The organism is Streptomyces sp. AMJ-169 (genome assembly GCF_055597585.1).
This window is the reverse complement of sequence record NZ_JBVLTJ010000001.1, coordinates 273145-297692: the sequence shown is the minus strand read 5'-3', so window position 1 is coordinate 297692 and position 24548 is coordinate 273145. Positions and strand designations below refer to the sequence as shown.

16 protein-coding genes are annotated in these 24548 nt (G+C 69.0%); 2 read left to right on the top strand and 14 right to left on the bottom strand.

The features are described from left to right. Positions 1 to 15: 15 nt before the first annotated feature. The 8 genes from dxs to ngcE all read right to left on the bottom strand — a co-directional run bounded on the left by dxs (position 16) and on the right by ngcE (position 10304). Positions 16 to 1944, bottom strand: coding sequence for a 1-deoxy-D-xylulose-5-phosphate synthase (gene dxs / locus ACYUD3_RS01190; protein ID WP_470962009.1), 1929 nt, complete (start codon positions 1942 to 1944; stop codon positions 16 to 18). A gap of 129 nt (positions 1945 to 2073) precedes the next feature. Then, positions 2074 to 3402, bottom strand: coding sequence for a sugar ABC transporter permease (locus ACYUD3_RS01185; RefSeq protein ID WP_470963872.1), 1329 nt, complete (start codon positions 3400 to 3402; stop codon positions 2074 to 2076). Between the two features lie 41 nt (positions 3403 to 3443). After that, on the bottom strand, positions 3444 to 4235 hold the full coding sequence (locus ACYUD3_RS01180) for an ATP-binding cassette domain-containing protein (RefSeq protein WP_470962006.1): 792 nt from the start codon (positions 4233 to 4235) through the stop codon (positions 3444 to 3446). Positions 4236 to 4430: 195 nt separating this feature from the next. Continuing rightward, complete coding sequence (locus tag ACYUD3_RS01175; RefSeq protein WP_470962003.1) at positions 4431 to 5543, bottom strand: sugar ABC transporter substrate-binding protein; 1113 nt, start codon at positions 5541 to 5543, stop codon at positions 4431 to 4433. Positions 5544 to 5664: 121 nt separating this feature from the next. Next, on the bottom strand, positions 5665 to 6864 hold the full coding sequence (locus tag ACYUD3_RS01170) for an ROK family transcriptional regulator (RefSeq protein ID WP_470963869.1): 1200 nt from the start codon (positions 6862 to 6864) through the stop codon (positions 5665 to 5667). A gap of 152 nt (positions 6865 to 7016) precedes the next feature. Further along, positions 7017 to 7913: a carbohydrate ABC transporter permease gene (locus ACYUD3_RS01165; protein ID WP_470962000.1), complete on the bottom strand. Its 897-nt coding sequence runs from the start codon at positions 7911 to 7913 to the stop codon at positions 7017 to 7019. Then, positions 7913 to 8839, bottom strand: a complete 927-nt coding sequence (locus tag ACYUD3_RS01160) for a carbohydrate ABC transporter permease (protein WP_470961997.1) — start codon at positions 8837 to 8839, stop codon at positions 7913 to 7915. Before ACYUD3_RS01160 ends, ACYUD3_RS01165 begins: the two co-directional genes overlap by 1 nt. Before the next feature lie 16 nt (positions 8840 to 8855). After that, a complete protein-coding gene (gene ngcE, locus ACYUD3_RS01155) occupies positions 8856 to 10304 on the bottom strand; it encodes an N-acetylglucosamine/diacetylchitobiose ABC transporter substrate-binding protein (protein ID WP_470961994.1) in 1449 nt (482 codons plus the stop codon). Positions 10305 to 10604: 300 nt separating this feature from the next. On the opposite strand from ngcE, the gene ACYUD3_RS01150 reads away from it, so the two are divergent. Together ACYUD3_RS01150 and ACYUD3_RS01145 are read left to right on the top strand one after the other, a co-directional pair. Further along, a complete protein-coding gene (locus tag ACYUD3_RS01150; protein WP_470961991.1) occupies positions 10605 to 14426 on the top strand; it encodes a GH92 family glycosyl hydrolase in 3822 nt (1273 codons plus the stop codon). 24 nt (positions 14427 to 14450) lie between these two features. Next, positions 14451 to 16433, top strand: coding sequence for an alpha-glucuronidase (locus ACYUD3_RS01145; RefSeq protein ID WP_470961988.1), 1983 nt, complete (start codon positions 14451 to 14453; stop codon positions 16431 to 16433). On the opposite strand, the gene ACYUD3_RS01140 is transcribed toward ACYUD3_RS01145, so the two are convergent. The 6 genes from ACYUD3_RS01140 to ACYUD3_RS01115 all read right to left on the bottom strand — a co-directional run bounded on the left by ACYUD3_RS01140 (position 16427) and on the right by ACYUD3_RS01115 (position 24359). Beyond that, positions 16427 to 18427: a beta-galactosidase gene (locus tag ACYUD3_RS01140; protein WP_470961985.1), complete on the bottom strand. Its 2001-nt coding sequence runs from the start codon at positions 18425 to 18427 to the stop codon at positions 16427 to 16429. The genes ACYUD3_RS01145 and ACYUD3_RS01140 overlap by 7 nt on opposite strands. After that, entirely contained in the window at positions 18424 to 19050 is a 627-nt protein-coding gene (locus tag ACYUD3_RS01135; RefSeq protein WP_470961982.1) for a hypothetical protein, read from the bottom strand. The genes ACYUD3_RS01140 and ACYUD3_RS01135 overlap by 4 nt, the downstream gene beginning before the upstream one ends. 118 nt (positions 19051 to 19168) lie before the next feature. After that, positions 19169 to 20680 carry a GH39 family glycosyl hydrolase gene (locus ACYUD3_RS01130; protein ID WP_470963866.1) on the bottom strand — a complete coding sequence of 504 codons (1512 nt, stop codon included), beginning with the start codon at positions 20678 to 20680 and terminating at the stop codon, positions 19169 to 19171. Between the two features lie 92 nt (positions 20681 to 20772). Continuing rightward, positions 20773 to 22440, bottom strand: coding sequence for an ABC transporter substrate-binding protein (locus tag ACYUD3_RS01125; protein WP_470961979.1), 1668 nt, complete (start codon positions 22438 to 22440; stop codon positions 20773 to 20775). A 27-nt stretch (positions 22441 to 22467) separates the two neighbouring features. Beyond that, positions 22468 to 23370, bottom strand: coding sequence for a carbohydrate ABC transporter permease (locus tag ACYUD3_RS01120; protein ID WP_470963863.1), 903 nt, complete (start codon positions 23368 to 23370; stop codon positions 22468 to 22470). Further along, positions 23367 to 24359 (bottom strand): ABC transporter permease, encoded by a 993-nt coding sequence (locus tag ACYUD3_RS01115; protein ID WP_470961976.1) that lies wholly within the window; start codon positions 24357 to 24359, stop codon positions 23367 to 23369. The genes ACYUD3_RS01120 and ACYUD3_RS01115 overlap by 4 nt, the downstream gene beginning before the upstream one ends. Between the last annotated feature and the right edge of the window lie 189 nt (positions 24360 to 24548).

Genomic DNA, 24548 nt, shown 5'->3' with positions numbered 1-24548 from the left:
CAAGCGGGAGCAGGGTCAGTCGCGGGCGGGCTCCACGGAGCCGTTCACCTGGTCGGGGGCGGCGTACCTGCCGTCGAGCTTGGCGACGAGGCCGGTGACCTGGCGGGCGACGTCCGGGGCGGTGAGCCCGATCTCGGCCATGACCTCGGCGCGCGAGGCGTGGTCGAGGAAGCGCGGCGGGATGCCGAAGTCGCGCAGCGGCACGTCGACGCCGGCGTCGCGCAGCGCCTGGGCGACGGCCGAGCCGACGCCGCCGACGCGGGAGTTGTCCTCGACGGTGACGACGACCCGGTGCCGCTCGGCGAGCGGTGCCATGGCCTCGTCGACGGGCTTGACCCAGCGCGGGTCGACGACGGTGGTGGTGATGCCCTGCTTGTCGAGCAGCGAGGCGATCTCCAGGCACATCGGGGCGAGCGCGCCGACGGAGACGAGCAGGACGTCGGGCCGGTCGGTGCCCGGCTCGCGCAGCACGTCCATGCCGCCGACGCGGCCGACGGCGGGTACGGCGGGGCCGACGGCGCCCTTGGAGAAGCGGACGACGGTGGGCGCGTCCTCGACCTCGACGGCCTCGCGGAGCTGGGCGCGGACCTGGTCGGCGTCGCGCGGGGCGGCGAGCCTGAGACCGGGGACGACCTGGAGGATCGACATGTCCCACATGCCGTTGTGGGAGGCGCCGTCGGTGCCGGTGACGCCGGCCCGGTCCAGGACGAACGTCACGCCGCAGCGGTGCAGGGCGACGTCCATGAGGACCTGGTCGAAGGCGCGGTTGAGGAAGGTGGCGTAGACGGCGAAGACGGGGTGGACGCCGGCGTGCGCGAGGCCGGCGGCGGAGACGGCGCCGTGCTGCTCGGCGATGCCGACGTCGTAGATCCGGTCGGGGAAGGCGTCGGCGAACTTCTTCAGGCCGACGGGCTGGAGCATCGCGGCGGTGATCGCGACGATGTCCTCGCGCTCCTTGCCGAGGCGGACCATCTCGTCGCCGAAGACGGACGTCCAGTCGGCGCCGGAGGCCTTGACGGGCAGGCCGGTGTCGGGGTGGATGGGGCCGATGCCGTGGAAGCGGTCGGCCTCGTCCTGGAGGGCGGGCTGGTAGCCGCGGCCCTTCTCGGTGATGACGTGGACGATGACCGGGCCGCCGAAGCGCTTGGCGCGCGAGAGGGCGGACTCCAGGGCCTCGATGTCGTGGCCGTCGATCGGGCCGACGTATTTGAGGCCCAGGTCCTCGAACATGCCCTGGGGCGCGATGAAGTCCTTCAGGCCCTTCTTGGCGCCGTGCAGGGTGTCGAAGAGGGGCTTGCCGACGACCGGGGTGCGCTCCAGGAGGTCCTTGCCGCGGGCGAGGAAACGCTCGTAGCCGTCCGTGGTGCGCAGGGTCGCGAGGTGGTTGGCGAGGCCGCCGATGGTCGGCGAGTAGGAGCGCTCGTTGTCGTTGACGACGATGACGAGCGGGCGGTCCTTGGCGTCGGCGATGTTGTTGAGGGCTTCCCAGGCCATGCCGCCGGTGAGGGCGCCGTCGCCGATGACGGCCACGACCCGGCTGTCGCGGCGCTTCAGCTCGTTGGCCTTCGCGATGCCGTCGGCCCAGCCGAGGACGGTGGAGGCGTGGCTGTTCTCGATGACGTCGTGCTCGGACTCGCCTTGCGAGGGGTAGCCGGAGAGGCCGCCCTTCTGTTTGAGCCGGGAGAAGTCCTGGCGGCCGGTGAGCAGCTTGTGCACGTAGGACTGGTGTCCGGTGTCCCACAGGACCTTGTCCTTGGGGGACTCGAACACGCGGTGCAGGGCGATGGTCAGCTCGACCACGCCGAGGTTCGGGCCGAGGTGGCCACCGGTCTTGGAGACGGCGTCGACGAGGAAGGCGCGGATCTCCCCTGCCAGCTGGTCCAGCTCCTCCAGGCTGAGCCGGTCCAGATCGCGCGGTCCCCTGATGCGGGTCAGCAGCGGCACCCGTGCCTCCTTTGCAGTAGAGCTGTTCAAGCTGTTGCCGGGCTCGGCCGAGTCTAGTGTTCCGCCTGACATGACTGTGTGCCCGGTACGGGTGATGTACCGGGCACACGGTCGAATCACATTCTTCGGTCAGCCGCGGCCGGCCGCCTTCTGGCTGCGCCGCGAGACGGAGTCGATGACGACGGCGCCCAGCAGCACCCCGCCGGTGATCATGTACTGGATGGACGTGTTCATGTTGAGCAGGTCCAGGCCGGTCTGGATGGACTGGATGACGAGCATGCCCAGCAGCGCGGACCAGACCGTGCCCCGGCCGCCGAACAGCGAGGTACCGCCGATGACGGCGGCGGCGATGGCGAGCATCAGCGTGTTGCCGCCGCCCGCGTTGAGCGTCGCGGACGCGGTCTGGCCGGCGAAGAACATACCGCCGACCGCGGCGAACCCGCCGGAGATCGCGAACACGGTGATGCGGACCATCGGCACGTTGATACCGGCGCGCCGGGCCGCCTCGATGCCACCGCCGACCGCGAAGACCTTGCGCCCGTACGTGGTGCGCCGCAGCACGAAGTCGACGATCACCAGCGCGGCGAGGAAGATCACCAGCGCGTTGGAGACGCCGTTGGAGTTGTTCAGGACCGCCGCCGCGACGAACGAGGCCACGGCGAGCAGGCCGACGCGGATCAGGATCTCGGCGGTGGGCCGGAACGGGACCCCGGCGGCCTTGCGGCGGCGCTGCTCACCGAAGTTGCCGACCAGGGAGAGCACGACCGCGAGGCCCGCCAGCAGGTAGGCGCCGATGATCTGCTGGTCCATGAAGAAGGAGCTCTGGCCGAGGATGTGCACCGGGCCGGAGTCCGAGGGGATGTTGATGGTGCCGGAGGAGCCCAGCAGCCACAGCATCAGACCGTTCCAGCCGAGGAAGCCGGCCAGGGTGACGACGAACGCGGGGACGCCGATCTTCGCGAAGAACCAGCCGTGCAGCGCGCCGATCAGGGCGCCGGTGACGATCGTCAGGAGCAGCGACAGCCATGGGTTCACGGAGTGGTTCACCACGAACACCGCGAACAGGGTCGAGGCGAGCCCGCTGACCGAGCCGACGGACAGGTCGATCTCGCCGAGCAGCAGCACGAACACCAGGCCGATGGCGAGCATGCCGGTGGCCGAGAGGAAGTAGCTGATGTTGGAGAGGTTGTCCGCGCTCAGGAAGCGGTCGTTCTTCACCTGGAAGATGGTCCAGATGATGATCAGGCCGAGGACGACCGGGATCGAGCCCAGCTCACCGCCCTTGACCTTGCGGACGAACTCCGTCCAGTACCCCTTGAAGCCTTCCTCGCGGACGAGGAGGCGGGGGTCGACGACGCTGACGGGGGCCGCGGTCGGGTCGTCGGCGGGCGCGACGGTGTCCTGCGCGGCCTCGGCCTTGGCGGCGCTCTCGGCCTCGGCCTGCGCGGCCTTGGCCACGTCCGCGTCCTTGGTGCTCTGCGTCTTCTCAGGCGTCTCGCTCACTTCGCCGCCTCCGTGCTGCGCCGCCCCGCACGACGGGTCACGGCGTTGTCCGTGGCACCCGTGATCGCGGCGATGATCTCTTCGTGGCTGGTGTCCTTCACCGGGAAGGAGCCGTTGTTCTTGCCCAGGCGCAGGACGGCGACGGTGTCGGCGACCGCCTTGACGTCGGCCATGTTGTGGCTGATCAGGATGACGCCGAGATTGCGCTCGCGCAGCCGCTCGACGAGGTCGAGGACCTGCGCGGTCTGCTCGACGCCGAGGGCGGCGGTGGGCTCGTCCAGGATGACGACCTTGGGGTCGCCGATGAGGGCGCGCGCGATGGCGACGACCTGGCGCTGGCCGCCGGAGAGGCTCGCGATCGGGATGCGCACGCTCGGGATCCGGATGGAGAGCGTGGAGAGCAGCTCGCGCGCGTTCTTCTCCATCGTGACCTCGTCGATGAAGCCGCGGTACAGCAGCTCACGTCCGAGGTAGAGGTTGCCGACGACATCGAGGTTGTCGCACAGCGCGAGGTCCTGGTAGACGGTGGCGACACCGAGGCCCTGGGCGTCGTGCGGCTTGTTGATGCTGACCGGCTGACCCTCCCACTCGATGACGCCCTCGTCGATGGGGTGGACCCCGGCGATCGTCTTGACCAGGGTGGACTTCCCTGCGCCGTTGTCGCCGACCAAAGCGACCACTTCTCCGGCGTGGACCTCCAGGTCGACGTCGGTGAGGGCCTGGACCGCACCGAATCGCTTGGAGACCCCGCGCAACGCCAGCACGGGCGTAGCGGACACGTGAACCATCTCCTTCGCCGCCTTCACCGGCGGGCTGCCGCGCGAGGGGGGATCAGGCGCGGAAGGGGTGTGCCTGATCCGCCCCCGGGGGACGGCTTCGGCACACGGGATTTACAAGGTGAACAAGGGGGGCGTCCGGCGCCCGCCCCGGCAGCGGGGTACGAGGTGGGGCGGGCGCCGGACGAGTCTGTCGGACCGGCCGGACTACTGGAGGCCGGCGGTCTTGCAGGCCGCCGCGTACTCGCCCGAGCAGATCTGCTGGATCGTGTACAGACCGTCCTTGACGACGGTGTCCTTGATGTTGGCCTTGGTGACCGACACCGGGATGAGCAGCTGCGAGGGCACCTTGTTGCCGGAGCCGCTGGTCAGGGTGGTGGTGGCCAGGGAGGAGATGTCCTTGCCGTTGAGCAGGTCGACCGCCATGACGGCGGCGGCCTCGGCCTCGGGCTTGAACGCCTTGTACACGGTCGAGGACTGGGTGCCGGCGACGATGCGCTGGATACCGGCGAGCTCGGCGTCCTGGCCGGTCAGCGGGATGCCGCTGATGCCGGCGCCCTTGAGGGTGTTGGCGATGCCGCCCGCCATGCCGTCGTTCGCGGAGTAGACGCCGGCGATGTTCTTCGCGCCGAGCTGCGTGATGGCGGCGGCCATCTTCTGCGCGGCGACGGTGTCCTTCCACAGGCCCGACTGCTCGTAGGCGATGGTGACCTTGCCGTCGAGGACCTTGTGGGCGCCTTCCTTGAACTGCGCCGCGTTCGGGTCGGAGTCGTCACCGTTGATCATGACGATCTTGGAGGCCTTGGTGGCCTTGGCGCCGAGGGCGTCGAGCAGGGCCTGGCCCTGGAGCTCGCCGACCTTGACGTTGTCGAAGGAGACATAGCCCGAGACGGGGCCCTGGGCGAGGCGGTCGTACGCGATGACCTTGACGCCCTTGTCGACCGCGGACTGGATCGAGGACTTGATCGCGGCGGAGTCCTGGGCGGAGATCGCGATGACCTTCACACCCTTGGTGATCATGGTGCTGACCTGCTGCGCCTGGGTGGTGGCGTTGGCGGCGGCGTTCGCGTACTCGACCTTGCAGTCCGCGCAGAGGGACTTGACCTTGGCCTCGAAGTACGGCTTGTCGAACTTCTCGTAGCGGGCGGTCACGCTGTCGGGGAGCAGCAGGCCGATGGTCTTGTCGCCCCCGCCGGAGCCGCTGGAGGACGAGGAGGAAGAGGAGCTCTTGTCGTCGCCCGCCTTGCCGCAGGCGGCAATCGTGAGCGCCATGGACACGGCGGTGACGCCGACGGCAACTCTACGCAGGTTCGCGTTCATTGGGTGTGCCTCCCTGACGGGGCCGCAACGCTGCGGCCGAGGTGGCTGGAAGTCAACTCGGCCGTGCGTTCGGCGTCAAGAAGTAAATACTTAACGAGATGGCAACGGAGGTTTGCGTTCTCTAGGTGAAGGCGGGTGCCGCTGTGGGCAGCGTGCCGTCCAAAAGCGTCGAATCACCCATCTCGCCGAGGGCGAGGGCGAGTGCTCCGAGCACCTCCGCACGGCCCCCCAACGCCCCCGGGAGGACGGAGAGTTGACGTGCGGCGCTAGGGATCGCGTACCGGCCGACCGACTCCCTGATCGGCCCTAGCACGAGTTCACCGGCCTCGGCGAGATCACCGCCGAGGACGACCCGGCTGGGGTTCAGCAGGTTGCAGAGGTTGGCGACTCCGCTGCCGATGTGGCGGCCGACGTCGGCGATCACCCGACGGCAGCCCGGATCCCCGTCCCGCGCGAGCCGTACGACGCCCTCGAGGTCGAGGTCGGGGCCGTGACTGGGCTGGAGCAGCGGCAGCACGTAGCGGGCGGCCGTGAACGTCTCCAGACAGCCCCGGTTGCCGCAGCGGCAGACCGGGCCGGACTCGTCCAGAGTAATATGTCCGATTTCCCCAGCGGTGCCGCCGGGGCCCCGGTAGATCTTCCCGTCGATCACCAGACCGGCGCCGACACCGCTCGCGACCTTGATGTAAGCAAGATCACGAACGCCTCGTCCGGCGCCCCAGACCAGCTCTCCCAAGGCCCCCAGGTTGGCGTCGTTGTCGACGTGCACGGGGACCCCGAGTCTTCCTTTGAGCTCTTCGGCCGGACGGGTGCCGATCCAGCCGGGCAGGATCGCGGAGGAGCCCAGCGTCCCGGACTCCAGTTCGATCGGGCCCGGCACGCCGAGCCCCACCCCGGCGATCTTGGCCCGGTCCACGCCGGTGGCCGCCAGCAACCGGCTGACCAGCTGTTCCGCCCGGTCGAAGCCTTGCGCGGAGGAGGCGTCGACGTCGAGCGGCTCGGCCTCCTCGGCGAGCACCTGATGGGCGAGGTTGCCGATGGCGACCCGCAGGTGGGTGTGCCCGAAGTCGACCCCGATGACGATCCCCGCGTCCCCGCTCAGGCTGACGCTGCGGGCCCGCCGGCCGCCCGCCGAGGTCGGCGTGACCTCGACCGTCCCGCCGTCCTTGAGCTCCCGCACGATGTTGGAGACGGTGGCCGCGGAGAGCCCGGTCGTCCGGGCGATCTCCGCCTGGGTGAGAGACCCCGCGAGGCGCACGGCCCGTACGACCCGCTCCAGGTTGGCTCGGTGCAGTGACGACTGCGACCCCGGAGTCTCCACGACGACCTCCTGCGCGCGGGGCCGCGTCGACGGGGCCCCGACCATGTCCAACTAGTGAACTCTAAGCTGAGCCGTTCGTGTCGCCTCCCGTCAAGAGGTTGAACAGTTTCCCGCGATACGGGGGTGTCCGCGTTCCGGAGGTGTACGCGGTGTCATTTGAGCGCGCCGGCGGTGAGTCCCGCGACCACCTGCCGCTGGAAGACGATGTACGCGCCGAGCACCGGCAGCATCGCCATGACCAGGCCCGCGAAGAGCCCCGACCAGTCGCCCTTGTAGCCCTGGCTGGCGGCGAGCTGGACCAGGCCCTGGGTCAGCACCCGCTTGTCGGGGTCGGTGTTCAGGACCGTCGGCAGCATGTACTGGTTCCACTGGCCGAGGAAGTTGAAGATGCCGACGCTGATCAGGCCCGGCCGGGCCATCGGGAGCATGATCTGGAAGAACGTCCGCGCGTGCGAGGCGCCGTCGACGAACGCGGCCTCCGCGACCGAGCCGGGCAGGGTGCGGAAGAACGCCGTCAGGAAGAACACGGTGAACGGCAGCGAGTACGCGATGTAGACGAGGATCAGCCCGTGGATGGTGTTGAGCAGGCCGAGGTTGTTCACCACATAGAACAGCGGGACCAGCGCCAGCATGATCGGGAAACTCATGCCGCCGACGAAGAGGTAATAGATGAAACGGTTCCCGGGGAAGTCGAAGCGGGCCAGGACATAGGCCGCCATGGAACCGAGGACCAGCGTCCCGATGAGTGAACCGCCCACCACCACAAGGGTGTTGAGGAAGTAGTCGCTCATGTTGGCCTGGGTCCAGGCGCGCGCCCAGTTCTCGAGGTGCAGATGGTCGGGCAGCGCCCAGGGCGAGCTGAAGATCGCCGAGTCGGACTTGAAAGAGGTCATCACCGCCCAGAGGAGGGGCAGGACGACCATGACCGCCCAGAGGATGAGCACTCCGTGGGAGAAGACGTTGAGGACATTGCCCTCTTTCTTCTTCCGTGGCGCGGGCGGCTGTCGGGCGGCTTGCACGACGGGCGCCGGCGATTCGGTCGTCTTCATCAGTACTCCAGCCGCTCCCGCCGCCCCAGCCGCATCACGATCGCGGAGAACGCGAGCGTGACGACGAGCAGGGCGACCCCGATGGTGGTGGCGTAGGCGGCCTGTCCGTCACGGAACGCCTTCTGGTACACGTACAGGACCATGACGGTGGTCGAGTAGTCGGGCCCGCCGGGCCCCGCGGTCATGATCTGCACGACCGCGAAGGACTCGGCGCCCAGGGCGAGGATGCCCATGTAGACCCAGCCGGACTGCACGGTGTCCCACAGCAGCGGCAGGGTGATCCGGAAGAAGGTCGCCGCCCGCCCCGCCCCGTCGAGCAGCGCCGCCTCGTACAGATCGGCCGGGATCGAGGCCATTCCGGCGGAGAACAGCACGACGAAGAAACCGACGCTGGACCACAGCAGCACCGCCATCACGCACCACAGCGCGAGCGACGGATCACCGAGCCACAGCGGCTGAATGCTGCTCAGGCCGATTCCGCGCAGGAACGAGTTGATCGCGCCGCTGTCCGGGTTGTAGGCGAAGGCGAACAGCAGCGCGACGATGGCGATCGAGAGGACCTGCGGAAAGAAATACACGATCTTGTAGAAGGCGGAGCCGCGCACCCCGCTGACCGCCGGACCGCCCTTTCTTCTCCGCCCGCCCACATTGATCATGAAGGAGAGGAAGAGGGCGAGCCCGAGGGTGAGGAGCGGCAGCACGAGCGCGAACAGCAGGCTGTGCTGCAACGATTTCCAGAAGATGTCGTCGTCGAGCATCCTGCGGTAATTGTCGAGACCGACCATCTTGAATTCAGGGCTGAGCCCGGTCCAGTCCGTGAACGAGTAATAGATGGACTGGACGAACGGCCACAGGACGAACAGGGCATAAAGCCCGAGGGGCAGCGCGAGAAACCCCACGATGAACCGGTACTTGCCGTGCTGCATCGCTCCACCGCTGCCTTTACTGGTGCTTGTAGTGCTTGATGGACGTGTCCTTCGCGGTGGCGTCGGCGAATGCCTGGATCTTGTTGATCGCCTCGACGGGGGTGAGCCGCCCGGCCATCATCTCGCCGAGCCCCGAGACGCCGATCTGCTCCTTCTGGAGCTTGACGTACCAGTCCTGGAGGCGCGGGTTGAGGACGTTGTCACCGGCCTTCTTCAGCGCCGCGACACCGGACTTGAGACCCGGGGTGAGGGTGATGCCCTCGGTGCCGCCGTTGAACGCGGACAGCGACTTGACCTTGGTGGTGAAGTTCTTCGACGACGCCTCGGAGAGCATGATGCGCAGCTGCTCCATGCCGCCCTCGGAGTTCGCGGCCTTGGACGGGACGATGAACGGCTCGCCGCCGGAGGCCCACATCGTGCCGAAGGGCATCTTGTCGGAGGAGTCGATCCCGGAGGGCGCCGACACGGCCAGGTCGAAGCCGGCGGGGATGACGTTCGCCGACTCGTTCTCCACCCAGGAGCCGTTGGGGATGAACAGCGCCTCGCCCTTGGCCCACGCGGTCTGCGACTGGATGTGGTCGAGCCCGGGGGTGCCGCGCAGGATGTACCCCTTCTTGTACAGCTCGTAGTACGCCTCGAAACAGGCCTTGACGGCCGGGTGCCTCCAGGCGTTCGGCTCCAGGTTGTCGATCGCGTCGAGCACCTGGCGCCCGCCGACCTTGCCGATCATCGGGTACAGCGAGAAGGGGAGGTAGTACGGGTACTTGCCCGCGTACGTCCAGCCCGCCATGCCCTTCTTCTTGGCCTTCGCGCAGACCGCGAGCATCTCGTCCCACGTCTCGGGGTAGGCCGCGTCGAGCGAGTCCAGCGCCTTCTGCGAGTACCAGACGCCGTAGACCGTGTACGCGTAGTACAGGATCCAGACCTGCTTGCCGTCGAGCTGGCCCATCTCGACGATCCCGGGGCGCAGCGTGTCGCGCACCTTCTTGCCGGGGTCGTCGTACGAGGGCGCGTCGAGCAGCGGGGTCAGGTCGGTGAGCTGGTTCTTGCTGGACAGGACGCCCATGTCCATCTGCTCGGCGCCCGAGTTGTCGATCAGGTCGGGCGGGGTGCCCTGGTTGAAGCGGGGCTGGAGCGTCGTCTGGATCTTCTGGGTCGCGGAGAACTTCACCTTGACCTTGGGGAACTGCTTCTCGTACACCTTCACGGCGTCCTGGGCGTACGCGGTGCCGAAACCGCCGTCGAACAGGACGAACTCCAGCGGGGCGGTGTCGTTCACCCCCAGTGGGTTCTGTGCCGTTTTCTTTCCGGCCTTCGCTTTCGTCTCTCCCCCGCCGCCACTGCTGGCGCACGCGGAGAGGAAACTCATCGCCGGCACGGACAGGAGTCCGAGCGCGGCGGACCGCTTCATCAGGTTGCGGCGGCCGACACCGATCGGCCGGCCGTTCGCGGAAGTGGAGCCCATGCTCAAGTCCTCGCCTTCAAGCCGGGACATGCAGGAAACGCCGACAGGTATAGTCCACTTCCCGGCGGCGGAGCAAGATCGAATGCAAGGTTCGCGCAGGGATTTTCCGAGTTGAGACCTCGCGGAAATCCTCCTGCCCCGCGCGGACCCCGACCGAACAATTCACGACACCGGAAGCGCTTTCCCCGGTGAACGTCCTTGACATCACTTGTCACTTGACCACCTACTGATTCCTGCGTCACGAGGGGGACAACGTTGTCCGGGATGTTCCCGGTTCATTGCAGGGAGGGTGCTACGCACATGCGGTGGCGGACCAGGCGGTTACGGGGAATTCGCTCGATCGTGGTGGTCTCGGTGGCGGGGGTGGTCCTCGCGACACCGGGTGTGGGAGTGGCGCTGCCGACGAACGGGGCGGCTGGGACTGCTGGGGCTTTGGGGGCTGCCGGGGCGCGCTTCGCCTCCTCGTTCGAGGCCGGACAGCCCGCGCCCGACTGGACGGACACCCTCGACGAGGGGCGCGGCGCGTCCGGCGTGGACGGCGGCTTCACCGACGGCGGCGCCCTGCCCGGGGACGTGACGGACCAGGTCACGTCCGTGAAGGCGAGCGCCGAGAACACGGCGGGCGGCGAGGTCAAGGAGAACCTCCTGGACGGCGAACCCGGCACCAAATGGCTGGCGTTCGAGCCGGCCGGCCGACTGGAGTTCGCGTTCGCGCAACCGGTTCCGGTCATTTCCTACGCGCTGACCTCCGCGAACGACGCCCCCGAACGGGACCCGGCGGACTGGACCCTGTCGGGCTCCCCGGACGGCGACACCTGGACACCCCTGGACCACCGCTCGGGCGAGACCTTCGCCAAGCGCTTCCAGACGAACGTGTACGACCTCACAGGCGCCCGAGCCGCAAGCGGTTTCCGTCACCTCCGGCTCGACATCACCGCCAACCACGGCGCGGGGATAGTCCAGTTGGCGGATGTCCGGTTCGGTACGGGTGGTGGCGGAGAACAGGGCCCCGTACCCCCGGTGATGCTGACCGGCGTGGACCGGGGCCCGGTCTCCTCCCCCACCGCGAAACCCCGCGCCGGCTTCACCGGTCTGCGCGCGCTGCGGTACGCCGGACGGCAGACGGCGACCGGGCACGCGTGGTCGTACAACAAGGTCTTCGACGTGGACGTGCGCGTCGAGCGGGACACCCGGCTCGCGTACCGGATCTTTCCGGCCATGGCCGACGGGGAGCTGGACTACGCGGCCACGAACGTCGCCGTGGACCTGGCCTTCACCGACGGCACGTACCTGAGCGGGCTCGGGGCCGTCGACCAGCACGGCTTCGCGCTCTCGCCGCAGGGCCAGGGCGCGGCGAAGGTCCTGTCGGTCAATCAGTGGAACGACGTCCAGGCCCGGATCGGTTCGGTGGCGGCCGGCAAGACGGTCGACCGCATCCTCCTCGCGTACGACGCCCAGGGCGCTCCCGCGCGGTTCCGGGGCTGGCTGGACGACGTGTCGCTGGCCCCGGCCCCGCCCGAGCCGGCGAAGGCGCACCTGTCGGACTACGCGCTGACGACCCGGGGCACGAACTCCAGCGGCGCCTACTCGCGGGGCAACAACTTCCCGGCGACGGCCGTGCCGCACGGTTTCAACTTCTGGACGCCGGTGACGAACGCGTCCTCCACCAGCTGGCTGTACGACTACGCGCGGGGCAACGACGCCGGCAACCTGCCCCGGATACAGGCGTTCAGCGCGAGCCATGAGCCGAGCCCCTGGATGGGTGACCGGCAGACGTTCCAGGTGATGCCGTCGGCGCAGGCGGGCGTCCCGGACACCGGGAAGGCGGCGCGGGCGCTGGCGTTCCGGCACGAGAACGAGACCGCGCGGCCGTATCTCTATCAAGTCCGGTTCGAGAACGGGCTGTCGGCCGAGATGGCGCCGACCGATCACGCGGCGGCGCTGCGGTTCACGTTCCCCGGGGACGACGCGAGTGTCGTCTTCGACAACGTCAGCGACAAGGCGGGGCTGACGCTGGACGCCGCGAAAGGGGTCGTCAGCGGGTACAGCGACGTCCGGTCGGGGCTTTCGACGGGTGCGACCAGGCTGTTCGTGTACGGGGAGTTCGACGCCCCGGCGACGGACGGGGCGGCCGACGGGGTGAAGGGGTATCTGCGGTTCGCGCGGCGGACGGTCACGCTGCGGCTCGCGACCTCGCTGATCGGGCTCGACCAGGCACGCGACAACCTGCGCCAGGAGATCCCGGCGGGCACCGCCTTCGAGAAGGTCCGCGACGACGCGCGGGCGCAGTGGGACGCGCTGCTGGGCCGGGTCACGGTCGAGGGCGCGACGCCGGAGCAGCTGACGACGCTGTACTCCAGCCTGTACCGGCTGTACCTGTACCCCAACTCCGGTTACGAGAAGGTCGGTTCGGCCTACCGGTACGCGTCGCCGTTCTCCCCGGCCGAGGGCCAGGACACACCGACGCGGACCGGCGCGAAGGTCGTGGACGGGAAGGTGTACGTCAACAACGGTTTCTGGGACACCTATCGGACGACGTGGCCCGCGTACTCATTCCTGACGCCCCGTCAAGCGGGCTCTCTGGTCGACGGGTTCGTGCGGCAGTACCGCGACGGGGGCTGGGTCTCGCGCTGGTCTTCGCCGGGGTACGCGGATCTGATGACGGGCACGTCGTCGGACGTGGCGTTCGCGGACGCGTTCGTGAAGGGGGTGCGTTTTGACGCCCGGACGGCTTACGAGGCGGCGCTGAAGAACGCGACGACGGTCCCGCCGGCCTCGGGCGTGGGCCGCAAGGGCATGGCGGTCTCACCGTTCCTCGGCTACACGCCGACCTCCACGGACGAGGGCCTGTCCTGGGCGCTGGAGGGCTACGCCAACGACTACGGCATCGCCCGCATGGGCCAGGAGCTGTACCGGCGCACGGGCGAGCGGCGGTACAAGGAGGAGTCGGAGTACTTCCTGAACCGGGCGCAAGGGTACGTCCACCTCTTCGACTCCCGGGTCGGCTTCTTCCAGGGCCGCGACGAGAAGGGCAACTGGCGCCTGGACGCGGCGAGTTACGACCCCCGGGTATGGGGCTACGACTACACCGAGACCAACGGCTGGGGCTACGCCTTCACGGCCCCGCAGGACAGCCGGGGCCTGGCCAACCTGTACGGCGGCAAGGCGGGCCTGGCGTCGAAGCTGGACGCCTACCTGTCGACCCCGGAGACGGCCTCCCCGGACTTCGCGGGCTCCTACGGCGGGGTCATCCACGAGATGACGGAGGCCCGTGACGTGCGGATGGGCATGTACGGCCACTCCAACCAGCCCGCGCACCACGCCCTTTACATGTACGACGCGGCCGGGCAGCCGTGGAAGACGCAGGCGCGGGTGCGGGAGGTGCTGTCGCGGCTGTACACGGGCAGCGCGATCGGCCAGGGCTACCTGGGCGACGAGGACAACGGCGAGCAGTCGGCCTGGTACCTCTTCTCGGCGCTGGGCTTCTACCCGTTGGTGATGGGCAGCGGTGAATACGCCGTCGGGTCACCGCTGTTCACGAAGGCGACGATCCGGATGGACAACGGGCGCGAGCTGGTCGTGAGCGCGCCGAAGAACAGCGCGCGGAACGTGTACGTGCAGGGCCTGAAGGTCAACGGCCGTTCCTGGACGTCGACTTCGCTGCCCCACGCGCTGCTCGCGAAGGGCGGGACGCTGGAGTTCGACATGGGACCCCGGCCGTCCTCCTGGGGGTCCGGATCGGGCCCGGTGTCGATCACTCAAGGGGACGCGGTGCCCACTCCGCGCGTGGACGTCCTGGAGAACGGCGGGCCGTTGTTCGACGACACGTCGGCGACGGAGGCGGCCGTGACGTCGGTCGAGCTGCCGGTGTCCGGTCCGGTCAAGGGCCTTCAGTACACGCTGACCTCACCGGCCGACCCGACGCGGGCGCCGGGTGCCTGGACGCTCCAGGGCTCGGCGGACGGGGTGAACTGGAAGACGCTGGACGCGCGTTCCGGTGAGTCCTTCGCCTGGGGCAGGCAGACACGTGCGTTCAGCGTGGGGCAGGCGGGTACGTACGGGAGGTACCGCCTGGTGCTGTCCGGCGAGGCGGTGCTGTCCGAGGTCGAACTGCTCGCCTGAGCCGCCGAGTCGGGGGTCCCGCCCATGTCGTCGTTCGAAGAGGTTCCCGAGGCCGGGCCGGACGGGGTGCCAGGGTGGGACCCCGCTTGGCTGCCCGCCGAGGCGTTCCGGGCGCTGGGCGGGCGGCGGACGCTGGTGCGGGGCGCCGGGCCGCTGGTGGAGACCGTACGGGCCGAAGTCCGCGCGGCCTGCGGGCGGTTCGGCGGCGCGCTGGTGACCGACCGCTCGTACGACCTGCTGCTGGAGATCGGCCAAGTCGGCTCCGGCGCCGAGGACTTCGAGTTCAAGTTCGCGGGCGGCCGGGCCTCGGTGCGGGCGGCGGGCGGGGCGGGGCTGCTGTACGGGCTCTTCCACGTCGTACGGCTCGGCGAGGGCGCGTTCGGCGGGCCCGTGCGGCGTCAACTCCACTCCCCCGCGCTGCCGTTGCGGATGCTGGACCACTGGGACAACGTCGCTGTGCACCCCGTGATGGGGCAGGTCGAGCGCGGGTACGCGGGAGGGTCGCTGTTCTGGCGGGACGGGCGGGCGCGCGGGGAACTGGACCGGGTGCGGGCGTACGGGCGGCTGCTCGCGGCGTGCGGGGTCAACGCGGTCGCCGTCAACAACGTCAACGTGCACGCCCCGGAGGCCCGGCTGCTGACCGACCGGATCGGTGAAGTCGCCGAGATCGCCGGGGAGTTGCGGGCGTACGGGATACGGACGCATCTGTCGGTGACGTTCGCGGCGCCGATGGTCCTGGGCGGGCTCGGGACCTCGGACCCGCTGGACGCTGGGGTGCGGGAGTGGTGGGCCGGGGCGGTCCGCCGGGTGTACGCGGTGATCCCCGACTTCGGCGGCTTCGTGGTGAAGGCCGACTCCGAGGGCCAGCCGGGCCCGTTCGCGTACGGCCGCTCGCACGCGGACGGCGCCAACATGCTGGCGGCGGCGCTTGAGCCGTACGGCGGGAGCGTGCACTGGCGGGCGTTCGTCTACGACCACCACCAGGACTGGCGCGACCGCTCGACGGACCGGGCGCGGGCCGCGTACGACCATTTCGCCCCGCTGGACGGGGAGTTCGCCGCCGGCGCGGTGCTCCAGGTGAAGCACGGGCCGATGGACTTCCAGACCCGCGAGCCGGTGTCACCGGTGCTGGGGGCGCTGCCGCGCACCCGGGTCGCGGTGGAGGTGCAGGCGACGCAGGAGTACACCGGGCAGCAGTGGCACGCCTGTTGGCTCGGGCCGATGTGGAGCGAGGTGCTGCGCTTCCGGCCGCACGGTGAACAGGGGCCGCCCGTAGGCGAGTTGGCGGCGGAGCTGGTGGCCGTGTCGAACGCCGGGGACGATCCGTTCTGGACCGGGCATCCGCTCGCGCAGGCCAACCTGTACACGTTCGGCCGGCTGGCGTGGGAGCCGTCGGCCGATCCGCTCACGGTGCTGGACGAATGGCTCCGACTGACCTTCGGGGACGTCCCGTTGGAGGGGCTGCGCGGGCTGCTCGCCGGGTCCTGGGCGACGTACGAGAAGTACACGGCGCCGCTCGGGGTCGGGTTCATGGTGCAGCCCGGACACCATTACGGGCCGAGCGTCGACGGGTACGAGTACAGCCCCTGGGGGACGTATCACTTCGCCGACCGGAACGGGGTCGGCGTGGACCGCAGCAGCGTTTCGGGGACCGGTTTCAGCGGGCAGTACGGGGAGCCCTGGGCGTCGGTGTACGGGTCGGTGGAGAGCTGCCCGGACGAGTTGCTGCTGTTCTTCCACCATGTGCCGTACGGGCATGTGCTGAAGAGCGGGAAGACGGTGATCCAGCACATCTACGACACGCATTTCGAGGGGGTCGAGGAGGCGGAGGAGGCCCGCCGGGTGTGGGCGGGCCTCAAGGGGGTGGTGGACGCCGAGCGGTTCGCGCGGGGGGAGGAGCGGTTCGCGGAGCAGGTGCGCGGCGCCCGGGAGTGGCGGGATCAGGTGAACAGCTATTTCTTCCGGAAGTCGGGGGTCGGGGACGGGCGGGGGCGGGTCATCTACTGAAGCTGTAGGACCAGCACTCCACGGGGGTCCAGGGTGAACTCCTCGCCCTGGGCCAGCTGTTCGCCGGTGAGGAGGTCGGTGGCGTCGGCGTGGGCCGTCAACTCGGCCGACTGCTCGGTGTGGTTGAGGAGGAAGAGGAGGCGGGTGCCGTCGGGGGCGGTGCGGTGGGCGGTCTCGATGTGCGGGTGGGCGGCGTAGGGGCCGAGCAGTCCGTGGCGGGTGAGGACGCGGCGGACGACCTGGTCGACGCCGGGCTGGTCCAGGGCTGTCGCGACGTACCAGCCCTCGCCCGCGCGGAAGCGGTTGCGGGTCACGGCGGGGGTGCCGGCGTAGAAGTCCGTGCCGTAGGTGGCGACCGGTTCGGCGCCCTGCGGCTGCACGATCTCGAACACCAGCCGTGCCTGCGCGGCCAGTTCGGGGATGGGCTGGGTGAACTCCGGTGGCCTGGAGTCCCATTCGTCGATCCGGATACCGAGCAGCGGCGCGAGCGGACCGGGCAGGTCGGTGAGGAAGGCGCGGTCGTGCTCGTCGCAGCGGGCGGACAGGAACGTCGTGAGCACGCTCCCGCCTCGTGCGGCCACCTCTTCAAGACGGCCGGCCAGATCGCCCTTGACCAGGTGGAGGGCGGGGGCGATGACGACGTCGTACGCGGTGAGGTCGGCGGTGACGGGGACGACGTCCACGTCCGCGCCCGCCTCCCGGGCCGCCCGGTAGTAGGTGTGGACGACGTCCGGGTAGCGGACGAGGCGGGAGGGGCCGTCGGAGAGTTCCAGGGCCCACCAGCTGTCCCAGTCGAAGAGGAGCGCGGTGCGGGCGGGGGTGCGGGCGCCCAGGGTGAGCGGCCCCAGGTCGGTCAACTCGCGGCCGATCTCGGCGACTTCGCGGAAGACGCGGGTGTCGGCGCGGCCGGCGTGGCCGATGACGGCGCCGTGGTACTTCTCGCAGGCGCCCCGGGAGGCGCGCAGCTGGAAGTAGAGGGCGGCGTCGGCGCCGTGGGCGACGGCCTGCCAGGTGGCGAGGCGGAGTTCGCCGGGGCGGCGCAGGGGGTTGACGTCGCGGCAGGCCGTGGTGGACGGGGTCTGCTCCATCAGCCAGAAGGGGGCGCCGTCCTTCAGTCCGCGCATGAGGTCGTGGGCGAGGGCCGGGCGGGTCGGCGGGGCGTCCAGGGCCGGGTAGTTGTCCCAGGAGGCGAAGTCGAGGTGCGGGGCCCAGCGGTGGTAGTCGAGCGGGCGGTAGGCGCCCATCATGTTGGTGGTGACCGGCGTTTCCTGGTCGTGGGCCCGGATCGCCTCCTTCTCGGCGGTGAAGCAGCCGAGGAGGGCGTCGGTCATGAAGCGCTGGTAGTCGAGCGTGCTGCCCTGGAACGCGGTGTGGTCGGGGCCGCGCCAGTGCTCGGTGAGCGCGCTCGGCGGTTCGATCTCGGCCCAGTCGGTGTAGCGGTGCGACCAAAACGTCGTCCACCAGGCGTCGTTGAGGTGGTCCAGGGTGCCGTGCCGGGCCTTCAGCCAGTCCCGGAACGCCTCGGCGCACAGCTCGCAGTAACAGGCGCCGCCGTACTCGTTGTTGATGTGCCAGGCGAGCAACGCCGGGTGGTGCGCGTAGCGTTCGGCGAGGCGGGCGGCCAGGGCCGTGGAGAGGCGGCGGTAGGCCGGGGAGCTGGGGCAGAAGTTGTGGCGCTGGCCGTAGCGGTGGCGGCGGCCCTCGAAGTCGGTGCGGTTGACCTCCGGGTACTTCTTCGCCAGCCATGGCGGGAGGGCGGCGGTTCCGGTCGCCAGGCAGACGCTGCCGCCCTCGGCCGCCGCGCGGTCCAGGATCGCGTCCAGGGCCGTGAAGTCGTAGGTGTCCTCGGCGGGTTGGGTCAGGGACCAGATGAACACGCCCACCGTGAGGGTGTCGATGCCGGCCGCGCCGAAGAGGCGGTGGTCGTCGTCCCACACCTCCTTGGGCCACTGCTCGGGGTTGTAGTCGCCGCCGTACCGGATCTTGTCGGTCATGCCGTGAAGTTCTCCTTGGTCTCGGTGAGCACCGGGCGGGCGGTGTGCAGCAGGGAGAGGAGCAACGGGGCTGCCAGCAGGGCGGGGAGGGCTTCGGTGAGGAGGGCCGTCAGCGCGGCGGTGAGGATCAGGAGGGAGAGGGTGCCGAGGGTGGACCTGGGGTGGCGGAGGAGGAAGTAGGCCGCCAGGCGGGCGGTGTCTCTGGTGCGGAAGGTGAACAGGGAGGTGAGGAGCAGGGCTTGGGCGCCCCAGAGGAGGGCCGCGGCCCCGGTCGCGGCGACTGCCGCCGCCCACCAGGTGGGGAGGGCTGTGGCGGAGAAGTGGGTGAGGGTGACGGCGGTGATCGTCAGCCAGGCCAGGAGGGGGGTCCAAAGCTTCAGCGCCGGGAGGGTGTTGAGGCGCAGTCCCCTGAAGTATGCGCGGGCCGGGTGGAGGTCGGTGAGGTCTTTGCCGCGGTGGTGGAGGGCGTAGAGAGCGGCGGAGGTGGCTGGGGCCAGGGGGAGGAGGCAGGCTGCCGCCAGGGGGAGGTTTTCGGGGGCCGCGCCCAGCAGGAAGAGGGGGATCAGGCCGGGGGATGCGGTCAGGAGGAGTAGGGCTTCTGTGATGAGGAGGGTGTGGGTCAAAGCTGCGGCTTTGGAGAGGGGGCCACTGCCGAAGTCCCGGGTGTTGTGTGGCTGAGCGCGCCCTGCGACGGAGCCGCTGACAGCCCCCTGAGATACCTCGCCCTCCCCTAGCTCGATGCTATGAGCCACTTGTCCTCCCCAGCAGCCTGGCCCCGTCCCACCACTCCGGCGTCTCGTCCACCAAAGGCGTCAGCTCCACGAGAGTCACTTCGTGGCGGGCCAACACCAGCCGCACCTCTACGCGCCCCTCTTCCACCGGCAGCCGGTAATGCTTCCGGGCCGGCTCCGCCGCCTCGTGCAGCACATCCAGTTGCCCCTGCTTCGGCGAACGCGGACTCCCCATCTCCCGCCACGCCGCGTACGCGTTGCCGGAATGCTCATCCACCGTCGAGCGGCGCACGAACACCCCCTCCCCCGCGACCGGAACCGACAAGCGCACCTCATGCCCCGCGACCCCGGCCGTCTCCCCCGTCGGATCAACCGGCGCCCACGCCAAGACAGTTACCCGCCCCTCCCCGTCCCGCGTGACCAGACACCGCTCCCCCCGCGCCAGCACATCCGCCCCCATCCGCGCCATGAACGCATACAGATGAAACGTCGGCTTCTTGATCTGCCGATGCGTCAGCAGCCCGAACCCCCCGTGGAATATCGCCGTCGGCACCCCCACCTCCTCGAACACGTCACTGAACGTCCAGTACGAGAACGAGTCCGCCACCTCACCCCCCTCCGCCAGCACCGGCGCGAGATACGCGGCGTTGAAAGCCGTGTCGTGGACGGGGTTGTCAGGACGGTAAGAGGAGTTGAACTCCGTTATGTGCACCGGGAGTTCCGCGTACCGTGTCCCCTTCAGCTGCTCCCTCGGCAGCGCGAACTGCCGGAGCAGATCCCGCGCCGGCGCCAGCGTCTGGTAGGTGCCGAAGGGCACCTCCTGCGCCGGACCGGAGGTGTACGCGTGCCGCGAGACGAAGTCGACGGGGACGTCGTGCCGGTCGGTGAACTCGGTGAAGCGCGGCAGCCAGTCGTCGGACCCCGGCGAGACGGCGGGACCGCCCACCTGGAGACCGGCGTCAACTTCCTTCACTGCATGGGCGGTTACCTCGTACAGCCGGTGATAGGCCGCCTCGTCGGCGCCCTCCCAGAAGATCGTCAGGTTCGGCTCGTTCCACACCTCCACCGGCCAGGTGCGGACCTCGTCCAGGCCGTAGCGGTCGACCAGATGGGCCAGGGTGGCGCGGACGAGGTCGGCCCATTCGGGGTACGAGCGCGGCGGGGTGACGTTGCCCTTCCACCAGAACACCGTCTGGTCACCGGAGGCCAACTCCCCGGGCATGAAGCCGAGTTCGAGGAAGGGGCGGATGCCGTGGGCGAGGTAGGCGTCGATGACCTGGTCGACGTAGGTGAAGCTGTGGTGGACGCGGCGGGTGCCCTGCCAGTCGTAGGGGCGGTAGACGCTCATGCCGTCGCTGAACAGGCCGTGGCCTCTGATGTGTTGGAAGCCGATCTCGCGCTGGATGACCGTCAGGGAGTCCTGGTAGTCGCGGCGCAGGGCGAGTTCGGCGCGGCCGGTGCCGACGCAGCGCCGCCAGGCGTCGGTCAGGCGGCCGACGGGGTCGGCGGGGACGCGGATCACCCGTGCCCCTTCTTCGCGGATCACCCGTGCCCCTTCTTCGCGGATCACCCGTGCTCCTTCTGCGCGGATCGCCCCTGCCCCTTCTGCGCCGGTCACCCGTGCTCCTTCTGATAGCGCGCGTACGCCTTGTTGTGCAGAGCGACCAGCTGATCCATGTTCTTCGCCTTCAACTCGGCTATGTAGGCGTCCCATTGGGAGAGCGGGCGCTTGCCGAGGGCGAACTGGAGGGCGTTCTGGCCGACATGGTCCTTGAGCGGGGTGTCCCAGAGGGTCGCCTGTTCCTGCTCGAAGGACTCCAGCGGGTGGGCGGGGGCGACGGGCAGCTGGGTGCGCTGGGACATGACGTCCTGGAACTTCTTCTCGTCGGGGCTGAAGGAGGAGGAGACGAGGGCCCAGCTGCCGCCGTAGGTGAACACGCCGTTGAAGAAGCCGAAGTCCTTCTGGAGGTCCTTCGGGGCGCCGGGGTCGGAGCCCATGAGGGAGATGCCGGGCGCCAGTTTGTACTGGCCGCCGCTGTAGGTGTAAGTCGTGCCCTCCACACCCCACTTGGAGAAGCGCTGGCCCTCGTCGGAGTACCAGAGCCAGTCGACGAACTGCATCATGGCGACGAAGTCGTCACTCTTGAGGGCCTTGCTGGAGATCATCACGCCGTTCTCAAGCCGGCCGCCGCCCAGCACCACAGGGCCCGCCGGACCGAGCGGGACCGGGATCATCTCGATCGTGGCGCCCTTGACCTGCTTGCTGAGGTTGTAGCGGTAATCCTGCACGAGGGCCTGGGGGTTGGCGCTGATCGCGAAGGACTTCTCGCCGAGCAGCTTGGCCTGCGCGTCGTCGTCGGTCTGGGTGAAGCTCTCGGGGTCCATGAGCTTCTCGCCGACCAGCTTGGCGACGAACGCCAGCATGTGGCGGAACGCGTCGGTGGCGCCGGTGAACACGAACTGCTTCTTCGCCGCGTCCCAGCTGAGGTTGTCGTAGGACCAGCCGGCCTGGACGCCGTAGGCCTGGCCGAGGTAGCCGAAGAACGCCCCTGGCGGGAAAGGGGTGTTGACGTTCCAGCGGTCGGAGAAGGGGTAGCGGTCGGGGTAAGCGGCCTTGATCGCCTTGAAGACGGTGTAGACCTCGTCCCAGGTGGTGGGGGTGGCGAGGCCCAGCTTCTTCAGGACGTCGGTGCGCAGGGCGAGCGAGTAGCCGGACTTGATCTTCTCGTGCAGGCCGGGCAGCAGATAGTAGTTGCCGTCGGACTGGCGGATGGAGTCGATCTCCGGCTCCAGCCGCCATCTCTTCACCTTGTCCTGGAAGTTGGGCATGAGATGGACGTACTCGCTGACCGGGAGGATGGCGCCGGAGGAGACGAAGGCGGCCTCCGCCGGGTGGTACGTCTTGGGGATCAGGAAGGGCGCGTCGCCGGAGCCGATGAGGAGACTGCGCTTCTTCTCGTAGTCGCTGAGCGGCACGGAGACCGGTTTCAGGGTGACGCCGGTGCGCCGGGTCAGCTCCTTCCAGAACAGCCAGCCGCTCTTCATGGGGTAGGCCGGGTTGTCGTTGTGGAGCAGGGAGAACGACAGTGCCTTCGACGCCTTGAACTGCTGCCCGGCGTGGTAGTCCCGCATCGCGCCGTTCTGCTTCTTCGACAGGTCCTTCGAGCCTCTGTCGTCACCGCTGCCGCAGCCGGTGAGGGTGGCAAGGCCCACGAACCCTGCGGCGGCCAGGAGTTGACGGCGTGACAACTGTCCTGTGTTACCAAGGGAGTTCTTCTTCACGGAATACTCCTCAGCTAAGCGGCGGGGTCAGCCCTTGACCGCGCCGAGCATCACGCCCGAGACGAAGTAGCGCTGGACGAACGGGTACACGCACAGGATCGGCAGCGAGGTCAGCACGATCGTCACGGCCTGGATGCTCGCCGCGACCTGCGTGCCCTGCTCGGTGGTGGCGCCCGCGTTGGCGGCCCCGGTGGCGCCCGCGATGATGTTGCGCAGATAGACGGTGACCGGCATGAGGTCGGTGCGGTCCAGGTAGAGGAACGCCTGGAACCAGGAGTTCCAGAAGGACACCGAGTAGAACAGGATCATCGTCGCGACGACCGCCTTGGACAGCGGCAGCACGACCCGGGCGAGGATGCCGTACGTGCTGAGCCCGTCGATCTCGGCGGCCTCCTCCAGTTCGGCCGGCAGGCTCTCGAAGAACGCCTTCATCACCAGCAGGTTGAACACGCTGATCGCGTTGGGCAGGGCGATCGCCCACACCGAGTTCTTCAGGCCGAGGCTGGTGACGAGGACGTAGTTCGGGATCAGCCCGCCGGAGAAGAACATCGTGAACACCGCGACCCCGATGAGGAATCCGCGCCCCTTGAGGTTCTTCTTCGACAGGACATAGGCGTAACAGGTGGTCAGAATCATGGCGATGAGCGTCGCGACGACCGTGTAGAACACCGTGTTGCCGTAACTGCGCCAGAAGACACTGTCGTTGAAGACGGTCTTGTACGTGGTGAGGTCGAACCCCTTGGGCCACAAGGTGACTTGGCCCGCGCGGATCTCGCGCTCGCCGCTGAAGGAGCGGGCGACGATGTTGACGAACGGGTAGAGGGTCAGGACCACGACCCCGGTCAGGACCACGCCGTTCACGCCCTGGAAGACGCGGTGGCCGCGCGTGGGCCGGTGTACCGAAGTCCCGCGAGAAACAGGCGCGTTCACCACAGACTCGTCCCCACGGCTCGCCGCGAGAGCTGGTTCGCGGAGGTGATCAGGACCAGGCCGATGACCGCCTCGAAGAGGCCGATCGCCGCCGCGTAGCTGAAGCTGTTGGACTCCACGCCGGCCCGGTAGAGGTAGGTGGAGACGACGTCGGCGGTCGGGTAGGTCAGCGGGTTGTACAGCAGGAGGATCTTCTCGAAGCCGACCGCCATGAACGTGCCGATGTTGAGGATCAGCAGCGTGATCATCGTGGGCCGGATGCCGGGCAGCGTGACGTGCCAGGTCTGCTGCCAGCGGTTCGCGCCGTCGATGCGGGCGGCCTCGTAGAGGTCCTCGTCGATCGTGGTGAGCGCGGCGAGGTAGAGGATCGTGCCCCAGCCGGCCGTCTGCCAGATCTCCGAACCGACATACACCGTACGGAACCAGTCGGGTTCCTGGATGAATCTGACCGGGTCGTGACCGAACCAGCCCAGGAGGTGGTTGACGGGTCCGTCGGTGGCGAGCATCTGCATCGTGATGCCCGCGACGATGACGATCGACAGGAAGTGCGGCAGATACGAGACCGACTGCACGAACCGTTTCAGCGAGCCGCGCCGCACCTCGTTGAGGAGCAGCGCCAGCACGATCGGGACCGGGAAGCAGAAGACGAGGGTCAGCAGGCCCAGCCACAGGGTGTTGCGGAAGACCTGCCAGAACGTCGGGTCGCTGAGGAACATGCGCACATAGCGCAGCCCGACCCACTGCTCACCGAGGAGGGAGCCGCCCGGTTCGAAGCGGCGGAAGGCGATGACGTTGCCGATCATCGGCAGATAGCGGAAGACGAGGAAGAACAGCAGCGGCAGCAGGGCCAGCGAGTACAGCTGCCAGTCCCGGCGCAGCGCGCGCCGCCAGCTCCGGCGCGCGCTGGGACGCGGCCGGCCGCCGGCGGACCGGGCGGGCGAGGGTTCTTGGGTGCCGGGTGGGGGCGCCGGCTGAATGGACGTGCTCATGCTCGGGCCTCCGGGCGGGGGAACGCGGAACCGAAACTTTCGAGCGCTTACCGGTAACTTCGCGGCAACTTATGGGCATCCAGAAAGCGCTGTCAATGGGTCATGCGGGAGATTCCCGGGGCGGCCGTGGCGCGTTGGAAGGGCCGGAAGACGGGTAGAACATCCGAGCCCGACCCCGTTCAGCTCCGC